Genomic DNA, 16,151 nt, shown 5'->3' with positions numbered 1-16,151 from the left:
ATGGCAATATCCTGGCCATTTCGGATCTGACCGACCCCAACTCGCTTATCGACGATATCGTGATCGTCTGATAAAAAAGGGCGATTAGATCAATTGATCTGATCGCCCTTAAATACGCGAATTTAGTGCTGGGTGGGATATTTGTTGCACTTCACATCGATACCGGTCCCATAATAGTTTGTGTTTGGTTGATTTTGATTCAAGCGATGTATTGTTATGACATAGCTCTCTGTCAATTCGACCTATACAGACACCGGCTTATGGATGTGAATTCAACAAATTAAGCTAATTTGGAAGCCAAAGTTACGCAACCGGTCCTGGCGCACTTCCTTGTGCCAGAACCAGGACGACGGCTTTGTTTATCTAACAACAAAAACGCTGCATTTTGAGTGTCGCACGACACGTGCAGCATTGGGGCCCAAAAGATAATCTTTAAAGTCTTCCTTATGCGCACCAATAACAATCAGTTTGCAGTCGATCTTATCAGCAAGCCTTAGAATTTCATTGTAAGCCTGACCTGTTGCGACGACGTGGCGAACTGCTTTGTTTGCCTCGGCCCCCAATGCTTGTTCGACCGTCGCGTTCAGCTGAGTTTTTGCCGCCGTGATGACCTTTTCATGATGGTCATCACTGAAAAATCCGCCGACAACACTTTTGCCATAATCAGGAACCACAGTTATGACATCCAACTGCGCGCCTTCCAAATCGGACAGCTTCTGGGCCATTTGCAAGACATCCAGATCAGTGCCGGGGGTGCTGACATCAATAGCGCATAAGATAGAATTGATCATGCGGGAACTCCTTGTTTTCCGGCCCGTGCCTTTTGCAGGCCGGCGATGATCAGCAGCAGAAGCATAGCAGGAATAAAGATCAGTTCCTTGGCTGGCTGAGATGCAGATGCTTTGATTTCGGTGATCCTGACCAGTTCATCGCCATAGAAATCATAACCACCAAGTGTTCTGGCAAACGGTGTACCGAATGGCGGTTCTTCCAACAGCAATTGGCCATCTTCGAATATGGTCACCAAGCCAAAGGTATCCATCAGACCCGCAGGATCACCATCGTCCACCGCGATGACAAGTGTTGTGTCCTTTGTTTCAAACGTATCAAAATCAGGGCCTGTGACGATAATCCGAATTTCATCGTTCGTCTCGGCTGTTTGAACAGCCTGTTCAAAGTTCGCCAATTCAACGCTTTCAAACGGGGGATAAAGACGATCCATGAAATAGTCGGGCCGGAAAAGAACGAACGCAACGGCGATCAATGCGATGCTTTCATAAAAGCGGCTTTTGGTCAGGAACCACCCCATCGTGCCAGCCGTGAAAACTAAGATCGCGATACTTGCGAAAACAAAGACCAATATCCCTTGGGTCCAGGTCACATCAATCAGCAACAGGTCTGTGTTGAAGATAAAGACAAACGGCAGGGCGACGGTGCGCAGGCTGTAGAAAAACGCGATAAAGCCTGTGCGGATCGCATCGCCGCCGGATACAGCGGCTGCGGCAAAACTAGCAAGGCCAACAGGCGGCGTTACATCCGCCATTATCCCGAAATAGAACACAAACAGATGCACAGCGATCAGTGGGACAATCAGGCCAGATTGCGCCCCCAGTTCGACAATGACACCAGCCATGAGTGAAGAGACCACAATATAGTTCGCTGTAGTTGGCAGCCCCATACCTAGGATCAGGGATAAAAGGGCCACCAGCATCAGCATTAGTACCAAGTAGCCGCCCGACAAGAATTCGACCAGATCCGCCATCACTTGGCCCACACCGGTCAGTGTAACTGTACCGACGATAACGCCTGCTGTGGCTGTAGCCAGGCCAATGCCGATCATATTGCGCGCACCATCGACCAACCCTTGCAGCAGATCAACGACGCCATCCTTAAACCGCTCAACTCGGTCATTCTCACCGCGAAACATTGCCTTTAGCGGTTTTTGTGTCAGCAGTATTGCGAACAAAAGAGTTGTTGCCCAAAAGGCTGACAAACCGGGCGATTTCTGTTCGATCATCAGAAAATAGACCAGCACGATGATTGGCAGAAGATAATACAGACCAGTCTTGTAAATCTCGCCTACGACGGGCAATTCAATATCGGGTGCATTGGGGTCATCTGGCTCCAGATCAGGACCTTGCGCTGCAAGATACAGCAGCCCGACATAGGCCAGAAAGACCAGCAAAGATAACACCAGACCCGATGCCGGCAGGATCGATGTGATCGCCCGCACAGGGTATTGCACGCCGTAACACAGCGCGGCAAAACCGATAAAGAACGCAGCCATGCCCCCGACGGTTTTACCCATTGATACCACACGGTTTCCCAGCACAGGCATATTGCGTTTTACGGCTTCAAGGTGAACGATATAGACTAGCGCGATATAGGAAATCGTCGCGGGCAAGAAGGCATGGGTAATCACCTCGACATAGGAAATGCCGACATATTCCACCATCAAAAACGCAGCGGCCCCCATAACAGGTGGCATGATCTGACCGTTCACGGAACTGGCAACTTCGACCGCGCCAGCTTGTTCAGAACTAAAGCCCACACGTTTCATCAGGGGAATGGTAAAGGTACCAGTGGTGACAACATTGGCGATTGAAGATCCTGAGATCAGGCCAGTGGCTGCAGACCCTACCACAGCCGCTTTCGCAGGTCCGCCCTTCAGGTGGCCCAAAGCCCCAAACGCCATTTTGATAAAGTAATTCCCGGCCCCTGCCTTATCCAGCAAGGCCCCGAACAATACGAACAGAAATACGAACTTGGTCGATACTCCAAGGGCGATGCCAAAGACACCTTCAGTGGTGATCCACATATGGCTCATCGCTTTTTTCAGGGATGCGCCTTTCCATTGAATGACTTCGGGGACCCAGCTTGATGAGCCGAAAAACACATAGGCCAGAAAGATACAGGCGATGATTGCCATTGCAGGCCCAAGCGCGCGACGTGCGCCTTCGAACAATAAAATAAGTCCTGCCAGCGCGACCCATTTATCCGTATCATCCGCCAGACCGCCGGAATTAACGATTTTGTCATAGAAAAAATATCCGTACATCGCGATGAATGCACCGACAACGCCCATCACCCAATCCTGTATTGGGATGCGATGGCGTGGGCTGGATTTTAGCGCGGGATAGGCCATGAAGGCCAGAAAGATCGCAAAGGCCAGATGGATCTGACGAGAGTTATTGATGACATCACCAGGCAAAAGATAATTGGACAGGGGCGATGCCAGGACAACCTGAAACACGGACCAAATGATCGCAACAACTGCAAGAAAGGTGCCAATCGGTCCGACCGGATTACGCGCACCCGCGTCAGCCGAGGAGACGAGATCCTGCAGTTCTTCTTCGCTAAGCGCGCGACCTGTTTCATTAGTATTGGTCATAATCCGTCCCCTGAATTCTTTTGTAGTTCAAAAGCTTTTTTGCTTTTTGATTGGTATCAGGGGGCAATGTTTCGCCCCCTGAATTGCTATTGGATTATTCGATCCAACCTTTTTCGCGATAATACTTTGCAGCACCGGGATGCAGCGTAGCCGAAAGACCGGCTGTCGCCATTTCTTCAGGCTTCAGGTTCGCAAAAGCCGGATGCAGTTTTTTGAAATCTTCAAAATTGTCGAAAACCGCGGACACAACCGTGTAAACGGCCTCTTCCGATACATTGGCCGACGTGACGAATGTTGCGCCAACACCAAAGGTCTGCACGTCGCCGTCATTGCCGCGATACATACCACCGGGAATAGTCGCTGTCCGGTAGTATGAATTATCGTTGATCAGTTTTTCGATCACATCACCTGTGACTTCGACCAGAACGGAATCGCACGCTGTTGTGGCTTCTTGGATCGATCCGGATGGGTGACCCACTGTGTAAACCATGGCGTCGATTTGATTATCGCAAAGGGCTGCAGATTGTTCTGCTGCTTTCAATTCCGACGCCAATGCGAAATCACTGGTCGTCCAGCCCATCGCTTCCATGACTACTTCTGTTGTGCCGCGTGCGCCGGACCCTGGGTTGCCAATGTTAACGCGCTTGCCCTTTAGATCATCAAGTGTGGCAATGCCAGAATCTGCCCGTGCCACTACAGTAAAGGGTTCAGGGTGGATCGAAAAAACAGCGCGCAGATCTTCGAATGCACCCTGTTCTTCAAACCGTGACGTGCCGTTGAAGGCGTGATACTGCCAATCTGACTGGGCCACACCAAACTCCAACTCGCCTTCGCGGATTGTGTTGATGTTATAGACCGACCCGCCTGTAGATTCCACGGAACAGCGGATGCCGTGATCGCGGCGACCTTTGTTGACCAAACGACAGATCGCGCCGCCCGTTGGGTAATAAACGCCGGTAACGCCGCCGGTGCCGATTGTAATAAATTCCTCGGCAAAGGCTGCAGGCGCCATGAACGCAACCATGGCTGCGCTTGCGACTGTTAGTTTCAATTTATTGAACATCTAAATCTCCTTTTGTTTCGATGTCTGTTCATATGCGGGTGTCATCTGCGACTTCATGCAGACGACGGTTGATCGTTTCGATTTTTGTGATGCGGTCGCGGCTGTTTGCGTCTTTATCGGCTAGCATGCCAAGAATGGTTTCGATCAAAAACACGGTGGCGGTATAGGACGACTGAAAATGCGGGCTTTCGGTTGGAATAATGAAGCCGGTCGAGGCATGGCGCAAAGCGGGGCAGGCATGTGTGTCGGTCATAACAACAACAAAAACACCATTTTCGCGCGCCAATTCTGCGGCATTCAGGGCGCGCTGTGCAAAAGGCGGCTTACTGATCACAATCAATGCATCCCTTGGATCCAAAGCAACAAGTCCGCTGCCAAGCGAATCCGCCATTTTCCAGTCATCTGTCAGGAAACCCGCCATATGCGCCATGTGTTCGGTCACACCGCGTGAGCCAAGTGCGCCCACCAAAAGAACTTTGCGGGCATCGCTTAACCGCGCGACAGTTTCTTCAAGCTGATCGGGATTGATGTCTTGGGCCAGTGATCTGATATTGGTAATGCAGGCTTCCATATGGGCTGCTGCAAATCCAATCTGCCCGCTTTTATGTTCTGATTGCAAGCGCTTGGCGCGTTGTGAAAAGCTGTTCACGCGGCGGTTCATGGTATCGCGGATCACGTCGCGCAGGGCTTCAAAATTCTCATACTCCAACGCGCGAGCAAGTCGGGAATAGGTCGCCGGTGCCACATCGCTTTTTTGCGCAACGTACCGCAGAGATCGAGTGGCGACATCGACTGGGTTCGACACAACATAATCTGCGGCCTGCTGCAGCTTTTCGCTAAGCGTTGCATAGGACTGTGCCAATCGAATGTCGAATTGTTCTGGCAAGAAACCTCCCCAAAGGTGTCGCTACGGAAGCGTTCCATTTGTTTCATCTATTGTCAACGACTGATTCATCTGTTTCAGATTGGGTAATCAATCGGGGGCTGTCATGTCGCATGTGTTTCCGCGCCACACAAAATCAGATCTGCCTTTTGCGGTAAAAGGGCAGGGTGCTTATTTATATGATCATAAGGGCAAGCAATATCTGGATGCCTCTGGCGGGGCTGCGGTGTCTTGTTTGGGACATGGCGATGCCGATGTCATTGCAGCGATCAAAGCGCAGGCGGATGCATTGGCCTATGCACACACCAGTTTTTTCACGTCACACCCGGCTGAAGAATTGGCTGATAAGCTTGTTGCGGCTGCACCAGGTGATCTGGACCGTGTTTATCTGGTCTCTGGCGGGTCAGAGGCAGTCGAGGCTGCCTTGAAGTTGGCGCGGCAGTATTTCATTGAAATTGATCAACCAGAACGGCACCGGTTCGTTGCGCGACGCCAAAGCTATCATGGGAATACCCTTGGTGCACTGGCAACTGGTGGCAACGCGTGGCGCCGCGAACCTTTTGCGCCATTGATGGTTCAAACATCCCATATTGCGCCATGCTATGAATATCGTGGGTTGGTATCTGGCGAGACGCAGTATGACTATGGTCAACGCGTCGCGAATGAGCTTGAGGAAGAACTGCTGCGTTTGGGTCCGGAAACGGTCATCGGTTTTGTGGTCGAACCTGTTGTGGGTGCAACGCTTGGGGCTGTGCCTGCGGTCAACGGGTATTTCAAGCGTATCCGTGAGATTTGTGATCGCTATGGCGTTCTGCTGATTTTAGACGAAGTGATGTGCGGCATGGGGCGTACGGGTACTTTATTCGCCCATGCATTCGATGGTATCACGGCCGATATCGTCACCATCGCCAAGGGGCTGGGCGCCGGATATCAACCGATCGGCGCGATGATGTGCACATCGCGTATTTACGATGCGATTGCAGATGGATCAGGTTTTTTCCAACATGGACATACGTATGTAGGACATCCGATGGCCTGTGCCGCAGCCAATGTGGTTATGGATAAATTGATCAAGTGTGATCTGGTTCAGCGGTGCAGTACTATGGGCACGTCGCTGCAGGATGCCCTTGTGCAAACGTTCGGACAGCATTCTAATATCGGCGATATCCGCGGGCGCGGTCTGTTTATCGGTCTTGAGCTGGTCGCAGATCGTGAAACCAAGCAACCCTTTGCGCCTGATCTGGCAATCCACAAGCTTATAAAACGGCAAGCTTTCGAGAATGGGTTGGCATGTTATCCGATGGGCGGCACGCTAGATGGAAAAATAGGCGATCACATCCTGTTAGCCCCACCGTTCATTTTGGAACCTGAGCATATCGATGAGATCGTCGAGAAATTATCGCAAACCTTGAAGCAGGTACTCGGTAAGTAGCTACTGTAGGTAATTTTGATCGTTATTGCGACGTCAAAAATAACGGATGATTCTATCTGTTTTCGCTAAAAAATGCTTAAAAACCGTTTTGGCAAAGGCACATACTGCCATCTAACACTGCCCTAACGTCAAACATGCCATTGTCTGACAACACGGAAAACATACCGTGCCATATCATACGGGAGACATGGGTGAAGTCAGCCGATTTTAAATAACATGTAAAACGCAAGGGCGCTGACAGTCGCCAGTGCGTCAATCCCGTATTCGTATTTACCCGGTTCCATGGTCACAAGCGGCATCCCTCGCCGCAATATCGAAACAAAACACCATTTTCGGAGCACATAGATGTCGATCGAAACGCAAGCATTCGTTTTAAGTGAAAAAAATAGATTGAAGCCCAATTCTGCACAAACCCCATTTCCGTGGATTCAGATTGGTCAAACCGAACGTCAGCAGGGGTGGAAAATACATCTTTCATGTGGGCCAGATCAGCTTGGCTTTCTGGTTGCGAAGTTGAAAAGACTGCTGCGGCCCACCGCAACCCCGTTCAAGCACGCGCAAGATGAAGATGTGGTTATGCTTCTTAACGATGGATCATTTGGTCTGTCGCAAATTGGAAAATGCGTAACCATCTATCCTGTTGATGAACATGAGTTTGAGCAACTGTGCCTTTCACTTGTGAAAATGGGTGGGTTCGGTGGGCCAAGTATTCGTGATGATGTTCATCTGGGTGGGGCGGTTTATGTGCGCTATGGGGCGTTCAATCCAGTGACGCAGAATGATGACTTTGGTCGTGCGCAGAGCTTTATTGAAAATGAATATGGCGCGCTTGTTGCGGATAGCTACAGCTATGATCATGCCCTGACGCGTTTTCAGCGCACATTTGGGGCGCGTATGAAACATTTGCTGAAACCGAGCAAAAAGATCGGTGCCGGAACTATTTTAAATGATCGCTATATGGTTCTTGGGACTATTCGTGAAAGTACAAAAGGATCCATCTATCAGACGATCGATATGACGGAAAAAACAGCCTATCGCCCTGTTATTTTGAAAGAGGGAAAATCTGGGATTATGCGCGACATCCACGGGCGCGATATCCAGTCCCGTTTAAAGCATCAGTTCGCGATGCACAAACGTGTGGCAGAACATGGCGTTGCGCCGAAATGTGATCCATATTTTGAAGTCGGCACATCAGGGTTTCTGCCCATGGAGTGTATGTTGGGCGATGATTTTGAAAAATTCGTTCATCACAAACTGAACCAACGCAGATGGGATGTCGTGCCGCTGGAAAGCCGTCGTTCGCTTTTGCGCATGCTTCAGAAAATTGCGAGTGCCGTGTCGCAACTGCATGATCTTGGCATCATCCACCGCGACCTTACACCATCGAACATTTTATTGAATTCTGCGGGTAAGGTGTTTCTGTCGGATTTGGAAATCGCTTGTGCGGTAGGCTGCCAGACGCCCTTGTTTGAAAATGGAACGCCCGGTTTCATGCCCCTTAGCCAAATCGTCGGGGCGCAGCCATCTGTTTTGGATGATGTTTATGCCTATGCTGCGCTGTGTCTATTCACGATAACCGGCTTGGACCCGCGCCGTCTGACAGCAGGTATGATCAACGATTTGTCTCATATTCGTGATTTAGCAAAAACTGTATCTGACGGATTTTGGCACATGATCGAACTGGGGCTGTCGCAATCATCCTCTGATCGGCCCAGTCTTGAGGAATTCATGGATGCGCTAGATGCAGAAATCAGTTTCCCACATCATGTGACAGCGGCCCCTCGTGCCAGTATGGAAGATGCACAAAACGTACTGCATCAAGGTGTGGCATCACTGGTATCGCAAAGTTTTAAAACGAGTGATGGGCTTTGGATATCCAAGCGATTGAAGCCCGGTGATCATTCCGATGTGCAGCGCAGTTTACACAGCGGCGTCGCGGGTGTTCTGTATTTTCTGGCGGATTACGCAAAAAGCTGTCCAATCGAGGCAACGCTGAAACAGCAATGCCAAACGAATGCAAATTGGCTGATCCAAGGATATGCAGTGCAGACACGTACTGGTTTGCATTTCGGTGAAACTGGTGTGTTGCTGGCGCTAAATAAAGCACACCAAGCCGGTATCATTACCATAGATGATAATGTTATGAACTATATGTTTGATCATATCGTTGAGCAGAAAACCGTACGTTTGGATGTCACCCACGGGATCGCAGGAATAGCGTTGGCATTTGCTGGAATTGGCACACCAAAAGCGCTGCGACAGGCGCAGGTTTATCTGGATCAGCTGTGCAAACTGCAAAATCCTGATGGCAGCTTTGCCATTCTGGATCGAATGGATGGCTTTGCACATGGCAACGCGGGCATTGGCTATGCTTTGGCAAAATTAGGGGCATTTTTCTGCAATGCAGATTATACCAGATGTGCCGAAGCGGTAGCTGACTATCTGATGTCGGATTTGCACCAATCGGCATTGTCTGATCAGGGCGTATCGACATGGTGTAACGGCGTGATGGGAACATCTTACTTATTTTCCGAGCTTTATCAGGCAACCGGCAAATATAAATACCTGAACATGACACTGAAATGTTTTGCGGATGCCACACCTGATCTGAACCCAACTGAATTGGGTGTCTGTAACGGTCTGGCTGGAAATGGTGTGATGTTGATGGATGCGCATTGCACAACGCATGAAGCACAGCTGAATGACACAGCTGCAGCATATGTTGCTACGGTTTTGCAACGGATGCGCAAAGATCATCAGGATGTCTATTGGGTCACCGATGACGCACACGTCGTAAGCACCGATCTGATGGGTGGTTTTGGCGGTGTCCTGCAGTTCCTGCTGCGCTTTGTAACGCGTGATGCAAGCGTGGGAATTCCTGGCTGCACACCACTTATCAGTTATCGCAATTGATCGTGAATTTTTGGGGCCGCAGATCCTAATCTGTGGCCCTAAATGTGCCAAAAATCATGGCTAAGTGTTAAGAATAAAAGTTAAGTACGTTCTAACGATTTTCTAACGCTCTGTTTTCTATAGTGATTCTGCGTTTGGGAGTTGGTGTAGGTGCAGTTATTATAGAACGTAAATATATTCCAAACATTTTTCAAAATACTGGTTTTTGCTTTTTATTCCAAAAGCAGATCCGCCGCACGAACAAGGGAGTGCATATCATTTTTACCGAGCCACACCCAAACGCACCGGGCTCTGTTCTGATCAAGAACAAGGAAAGCTTTCCACAGCCAAGACTTTTTCTAATCGGATCATTTGGCGTATTAGGCACTGATGGTCAAAATTACACGCCACGCAGCAAAAAAGCGCGTGGCGTTTTGGCTTTGCTAGCCTTGGCGCCTCGCGGCACTCGTACCCGGGTCTGGCTTTGTGATAGATTATGGAGTGGAAGTACGGCGGAAAACTCTGCAACAAGCCTGCGCCAAACCGTTTTTGAACTAAAACGTGATTTGGGCGAATTGGCGGGGGAATTGCTTGAAATTGATCGATCAACACTTGGGCTTCGTCTGGACCGGATCTGGATTGATGTGCACGCCTATGTGGCCAATCCCGCAGAATACCGTGCAAGCGGGGTCAATATGGATACCGAACTTCTGGAAGGTATGGATATTCCAGATGAAGAGTTCGAAGAATGGCTGCGGATGGAGCGACAAATCTGGCATGATAAAATTGATCAAATCCACGATACTCCTGCCAATCAGACCGCAATAATTTCACAGATTGATTATGCCCCAGGCATGACAATGCCCTCTGTTGTTGAAAACCGACGCAAGCTGTTCAGTCTTGGGTTTCTGCAAAATATTCGGCACGGATGTGGTGCGGAAACTGAACATCTTGCAGATTGCTTGCTGGATGGCGTTGCGCAAAATCTTCAGGAATTACAACCGATTGATATTTTTGATTTCCGCGACACAAATATTCAGGAAGATCACGCACGCCAAAATCTTCATGCGGATTTTTTTATTCGCGTCCGGACGCTTCAGGTGCAAAACGCGCTGACGCTGACATTCCTGACTTATCGCGCATCCAGTATGGCCCTAGAGTGGAGCCAGTCCATCAATGCGCCGATTTCAGAAATTCTAAGCGGTGATGTCCCGTTGCTTCAGGGGTTTATTGCCCAGAATGTGGATCGCTTGGCCAAGACGCTTTTCTCGTCGCAAGGGCAATCTGAAATACCGGGTGCTGCTGAATCGACGGCAATCGGATATTCCGCTTTGAACATGCTGTTTCAATTGGATCAGACATCTTTGCAAAGATCAGCTGCGCTGCTGGATCATGCCGAACAAACGACGTCAAATTCGATTTATCCGGCTTTGAAATCCTATATTTCGTCATTTATTATCGGCGAACATCTGACCGATATGAATATTGAAAGTATCAACGAAACGCGCAGACTGGCAGATTCTGTTGTCGGTGATAATCCTTTCAACTCGATCTCAATCGCGTGTTTGGGGCACGTCATGGGCTATGTGTTCAGCGAACATGCCATGGCACGTAATTTGCTGGAACGCGCGCTGAATTTGAACAGCAACCAGGCGTTTGTCTGGGATCATTATGCGCTGCATAATATCTATGCCGGTAATTACGATCAGGCCTATGCCGCAGCCAAGAAAGCGAATTACTTGGGAAGCTTCAGCCCGATCAGCCATTCCTATGATACGACACTTTGCATGGCGGCAACGATGGTTGGCGACCACGGCACAGCGATTAATGCCGGGCGGCGTGTGCTAAGCAAACAACCTAAATTCAAGGCCGCAATGCGGTATCTTTTGGCGAATTATGGAATGACCGGTCAGGTGGATAAGGCAAAAGATATTGCCCAACATCTGTTGGACCTTGACCCGAAATTTATTGACCCGGAACAGCAAAAAGCGCGGTTCCGGTTAAATGATAAGGCTGCAGAAACAAACATTTTGCAGTCGATACGCGTAGGCCTAGACAATTGAGGACAAAATGGAACACGACGAATTATTAAAAACGCATAATTTTATTGTGACGACAAAAGGTTTGGAACTAAAAGATAAATCAATTCAACCAACTGGTGTTGGGGATACCGCCCAATTTGACGGTCTAAATCCGGGTGCAGGTGGCGGTGGAAGTTTGTCATTATTGGCGCTGAACAGAAATCGTAATCGAAACAGAAATCGCAACCGCAATCGAAATCGGAACAGAAACCGCAATCGTTCATTTATGGATGCGGTCAGCACAGGAGGTATTCTGGAGCCTTGGGAAGAACGCGATGCGTTACATCAACGCAGGTCTGAATGGGTCGCATTGCCGCTAACACCGCCCCCGACACTGCAAACCTTGCGCCGTCAATGTGTCGACCTTTTAGAAAAGCAGTATTTGCTTCAGCAGCCGGATCAGGAAATGCGCCGCGCTGAGATTGATCGTGAAAGCCAGCTTGAATTGTCTGGGTATTTGCGTCCTTTGGGCATCGAAAACACTGGTGGGTATGGCGCGACCGAAGCGCTTTTTCATGTCATCCTGGCTTTGACGGATGAAATTGGGCTGCGATACAAAGATCGCTTTAATGTGCTGCGCCCCAATCAGATCGAACCCAGGTTGCGCCCGGTATTGCCTTTCCCTGGGCACGCGTCTTTTCCAAGCAATCATTCCTATCAGTCGTTTTCCATCGCATTCTTATTCTCGCGCATGTTGCCGGAACACCCTGCAAGTTCAGAGCTGTTCCAAAGCGCGCGCCGGATTGCAGAAAACCGTGAATGGGCTGGCGTTCACTATGCGGCCGACACGCAGGCGGGATATGAACTGGCCCGTATGACCGCGCCAGTGCTTGAAAAGGTCTGCGAGACAAAAATGTACGAAGCTTTATCGGAATGGATTTAAACATGCGCGATTATATTCAAAAATCAGTTCACACTGAGAATTATCCAAGTTTTAATGCCCTTTGGCATCTGCAAGTGATGGGTGTCCGCGATGCCAATCATCAGCCTAACGGCTGGTCTGCACAGCGGACGGGACGCACACGTGTGGCGATGATTGATACATCTGTTGCGCCCAGTCATCCCAACTTACAAGGGGTGATTAAAAGCGATCTTGCGATTGATCTTTATTCGTCACGCCTGGGGGTGTTCCCTTATCTTGACGAAGATAAACTTGGACATCTTGATCTGAATTCAAACACCAGCGTCGCCGAGAATCTGCCTGGATGCAAGGCGCTTTTGGTTGAGCTGAACGACCGGCTGACGCATGGTTCGCTTGCCAGTGTGGATGGTGTTCAGCCCATGACGTCGGAGGCGTTTTCCGGTCATGGCACCGCAATCGCAGGGCTTATTGGCGCACGGCCCGCGGTCAGTAAAAAACACAATGATGATGTTATGGCAAAACAGCACGACGACTTGCCGTTGCCCTATGTGGGTGTGGATCCCGAATGCGAAATTGTACCGATTTCCACCAATTTTGACCCCGAACCGCGTGGTTTGATCATCGCACTTCTTTACGCGGAATTAATCCGTGCAGATGTTATCGTCATGCCACGCATCATTCCTGATCCCATTCGTGAGATGGCTGAATTAAACGGTCATGAACATAACGGCAAACCACTGGCCGAAGTTCTAGCCCCCGTGACTTACGTCGACGATGATATCGCGCTTTGGAAAGAGTTGACACAACTGATGGTCAATATCTCTCAGGCGCGCCCGATTGTCTGTGCTGCTGGAAATTCGAACGAAGAATTTGGCATTTATCCAGCAAACCTGGCATCAGATGATAATGGTATTATCTCGGTTGGGGCGGTGAATGCCAAAGGTTTCATTTCGGGATATTCAAGCGCAAACAATATCACTGTTCATGCGCCAAGTGATGACTCCGAAGTGTTTGACCGTTCGGAAATCAGACTTGATGAACGCCGCGATGGATATAACCCCGAGGGCATTCCAACGCAGAATGCTAACGATAAATTCTCCAGCTTTGATATCATTTCGACAGACGTTCCCGGGAAGTTTGGTTATTCAGGAAGTGCCTTCGGAAATGAAATGGACAACGGTATAATGCGCGAGTTTGGATCGTATTATTGCCGGTTCGGTGGAACATCAGCCGCTTCAGCCCTAATCGCTGGGTTCTTGGCTTTGGGGAAAACAAGCGGTGAACTTGCGGACACCGCAGATGGTATTGCATCCAAGACGTGGCTTTTGTCGAAATGCAAAACATTGTCGGATCAGGATTTGCAGTTTCGCTTTCCGGTTTGGACGAATTGTGTTGCCCCTGATTTTCCCGACAGCTGACTTAGTTTTTCAGTTCCGCTGAAAAGGAACCAATGCACCCTTTGTCGCGTTAAAATGAAAAGGGTGCATTGATGTCAAAGACGACCAGTCAAGTGGCAATACACGTTATTGCGTTGTTATCGCTGTTGATCGCTTTGAAATTGGCCGAAGATATTGCGGTACCGATCCTTTTTGCCATTGTGATTGGTACTGTGTTATCACCTCTGGCAGATATATCAGACCGATACGCATTACCGCGCTCTCTTACCGCGATGGTGACAGTTCTTTGTACTGTTGCCATTTTAATTATCGCCATCCTTGCGTTGGAACCATTTGTCAGTGACGCCATGGCGCGTGCGCCCGCGTTTTGGAGTGAACTTGAAGAGCTAATCAAACGCCTTCAATCAGTCATTAGGGGTATAGATGAAGGCATAGCGGTCGCAATTGATCCCTCTGAAAACGCAACTGAAAATACCGGTGTTAATATTCCAACGGCCGCGGATGCGTTACTTTCTGCACCGTCCTATGTTGCGCAGTTGGTGATCTTTATCGGTACGCTGTATTTCTTTCTTTTCGCGCGCGCAGATGTCTATGCTTGGCTGGGCCGTGTGGTTACGTCGATTGACGAAGACACGCTGCGTAATGCAGAAAAATCAGTCTCTTGTTACTTTTTGACAATCACAATTATAAACGCATGCTTTGCGGGGTTGGTAACGGTTGTGTTGCATCTAATCGGTGTGCCATCGCCAGTGTTATGGGGCGTAGTGGCGTTCTTTGCCAATTTTGTCTTGTACCTTGGTCCCGCAATGGTCGCGATTGCATTGTTAATCTGTGGCATTATCGTCTTCGATGGTCCAATTTCATTTGCACCCGCTGCTGCATTCCTAATTCTGAACATGACAGAAGGTCAGTTTGTAACCCCAAGTCTGGTGGGTCATAGAATGTCGATCAACCCTTTATTGGTCTTTATTTCATTGGTGTTCTGGCTATGGATGTGGGGCCCTGTTGGTGGAATTATAGCGATTCCACTGCTGGTCTGGTGCCTGACCGTGTACAATGAGATGCGCCGTGTTGCGGATGAAAATCAGCATCGGCAATTATGATAATTAGATATTTTTTGTTCGAAAAGAAAAACCCCCTGTCAGTAATGACAGAGGGTTTTATCAAAAATGTTACCTATAATATTATTGTTTTTCGGCCCACTCATCGACTTCTTTTTCAGCCTCTTCACGGGCTTTGCCATATTTCGACTGGATCAAACCGACTAATTGTTCGCGATTGCCCTCGGCCTGGTCCAATTCATCGTTTGTCAGCTCACCCCACTTCTCTTGAGCTTTGCCTTTAAATTGTTTCCAGTTTCCTTGAATTCGGTCCATGTTCATCGAAAATCTCCCGTTATTGCGTTTGTAATAATTTAACGCGACCGGGGTTGGAATGTTCCTGCATTTAAAAGGAAATAATAAAATCTGGTTGTAAGTCTAAATAAAAAGGCGACCTGTCAAGATCGCCTTATTAAACAGAATTATGTAGCACTCCGTACTGCCCGCATGACCAATGTCGCCACGAACAAGACCAAGAATATAAAGAACAGAATTTGTGCAATGCCTGCAGATGCGCCCGCTATTCCACCAAATCCCAGAACTGCAGCAATGATTGCTATAACGAAGAATGTAACAGCCCAACCTAGCATAGTAACCTCCATTTGTTTGATGAAAGCATAACGAATATTAATTTTGTTTGTTCCCAAATTATTTTCAGAAATCTTTGGAACTATATGCATGACAAAGAGTTCACAACATGAATAAAGGAGAAAAATTATGGCAACTGCAAAAGCACAAACAAATGGTTCTGCGACAGCAAGCGAAGATGTATCGGCGCAAATCGCTGCACTGAAATCTGATATTGCTGGCTTGACCGAAGCACTGGGTAATTATGCATCAGCCAAGGGCAACGATGCAAAACAACGCGCATCTGAACAGATCGACACGCTTGCCCAAAAAGGGCGCGATTCAGCCGCGATCGTATCGCAAGAAACTGAAAAACTTGCGCAAACAACAGGTGATTTGATCCGACAACAGCCTGCGGCTGCGGTTGGTATTGCTGCAGCACTCGGCTTTGCCGTCGGACTAATGACAAGTCGGCGCGGATAA

Annotated in this window: 13 protein-coding genes; 7 read left to right on the top strand and 6 right to left on the bottom strand. The window is 48.9% G+C overall.

The annotated features are described in order from the left end of the window. Positions 1–359: 359 nt before the first annotated feature. From HRQ87_RS06030 to HRQ87_RS06015, 4 genes are all read right to left on the bottom strand, one after another. Complete coding sequence (locus tag HRQ87_RS06030) at positions 360–791, bottom strand: universal stress protein (protein ID WP_174136279.1); 432 nt, start codon at positions 789–791, stop codon at positions 360–362. Next, positions 788–3,391, bottom strand: a complete 2,604-nt coding sequence (locus HRQ87_RS06025; protein WP_174136277.1) for a TRAP transporter permease — start codon at positions 3,389–3,391, stop codon at positions 788–790. Before HRQ87_RS06025 ends, HRQ87_RS06030 begins: the two co-directional genes overlap by 4 nt. Before the next feature lie 94 nt (positions 3,392–3,485). Next, the gene (locus HRQ87_RS06020) at positions 3,486–4,454 is read right to left on the bottom strand and encodes a TAXI family TRAP transporter solute-binding subunit (protein WP_174136275.1); all 969 of its coding nucleotides are present in this window, start codon (positions 4,452–4,454) and stop codon (positions 3,486–3,488) included. Between the two features lie 28 nt (positions 4,455–4,482). Beyond that, positions 4,483–5,340 carry a MurR/RpiR family transcriptional regulator gene (locus HRQ87_RS06015; protein ID WP_174136273.1) on the bottom strand — a complete coding sequence of 286 codons (858 nt, stop codon included), beginning with the start codon at positions 5,338–5,340 and terminating at the stop codon, positions 4,483–4,485. A gap of 103 nt (positions 5,341–5,443) precedes the next feature. Between HRQ87_RS06015 and HRQ87_RS06010 the strand changes: the two genes are divergently transcribed. The 6 genes from HRQ87_RS06010 (at position 5,444) to HRQ87_RS05985 (ending at position 15,104) form a co-directional block, all read left to right on the top strand. Next, positions 5,444–6,769: an aspartate aminotransferase family protein gene (locus HRQ87_RS06010; protein ID WP_174136271.1), complete on the top strand. Its 1,326-nt coding sequence runs from the start codon at positions 5,444–5,446 to the stop codon at positions 6,767–6,769. 345 nt (positions 6,770–7,114) lie between these two features. Then, a complete protein-coding gene (locus HRQ87_RS06005; protein ID WP_174136269.1) occupies positions 7,115–9,682 on the top strand; it encodes a class III lanthionine synthetase LanKC N-terminal domain-containing protein in 2,568 nt (855 codons plus the stop codon). 248 nt (positions 9,683–9,930) lie between these two features. Then, positions 9,931–11,724: an AfsR/SARP family transcriptional regulator gene (locus HRQ87_RS06000; protein ID WP_174136267.1), complete on the top strand. Its 1,794-nt coding sequence runs from the start codon at positions 9,931–9,933 to the stop codon at positions 11,722–11,724. Positions 11,725–11,731: 7 nt separating this feature from the next. Then, entirely contained in the window at positions 11,732–12,625 is an 894-nt protein-coding gene (locus HRQ87_RS05995; RefSeq protein ID WP_174136265.1) for a phosphatase PAP2 family protein, read from the top strand. A gap of 2 nt (positions 12,626–12,627) precedes the next feature. Continuing rightward, positions 12,628–14,022 carry a S8/S53 family peptidase gene (locus tag HRQ87_RS05990; protein ID WP_174136263.1) on the top strand — a complete coding sequence of 465 codons (1,395 nt, stop codon included), beginning with the start codon at positions 12,628–12,630 and terminating at the stop codon, positions 14,020–14,022. 71 nt (positions 14,023–14,093) lie between these two features. Then, positions 14,094–15,104 (top strand): AI-2E family transporter, encoded by a 1,011-nt coding sequence (locus HRQ87_RS05985; RefSeq protein WP_174136261.1) that lies wholly within the window; start codon positions 14,094–14,096, stop codon positions 15,102–15,104. A gap of 81 nt (positions 15,105–15,185) precedes the next feature. Here the strand turns inward: HRQ87_RS05985 and HRQ87_RS05980 are convergent, their stop codons facing one another. Together HRQ87_RS05980 and HRQ87_RS05975 are read right to left on the bottom strand one after the other, a co-directional pair. Then, complete coding sequence (locus tag HRQ87_RS05980; RefSeq protein WP_174136251.1) at positions 15,186–15,383, bottom strand: CsbD family protein; 198 nt, start codon at positions 15,381–15,383, stop codon at positions 15,186–15,188. Between the two features lie 140 nt (positions 15,384–15,523). After that, positions 15,524–15,691, bottom strand: a complete 168-nt coding sequence (locus tag HRQ87_RS05975) for a DUF1328 domain-containing protein (RefSeq protein ID WP_174136329.1) — start codon at positions 15,689–15,691, stop codon at positions 15,524–15,526. A gap of 127 nt (positions 15,692–15,818) precedes the next feature. Between HRQ87_RS05975 and HRQ87_RS05970 the strand changes: the two genes are divergently transcribed. Further along, positions 15,819–16,151, top strand: a complete 333-nt coding sequence (locus HRQ87_RS05970) for an ElaB/YgaM/YqjD family protein (RefSeq protein ID WP_174136249.1) — start codon at positions 15,819–15,821, stop codon at positions 16,149–16,151.

Origin of the sequence: Parasulfitobacter algicola, assembly GCF_013315265.1 — a bacterium.
In the GTDB taxonomy this organism is placed as follows: domain Bacteria; phylum Pseudomonadota; class Alphaproteobacteria; order Rhodobacterales; family Rhodobacteraceae; genus Parasulfitobacter; species Parasulfitobacter algicola.
This window is presented reverse-complemented; position numbering and strand designations above follow the sequence as displayed.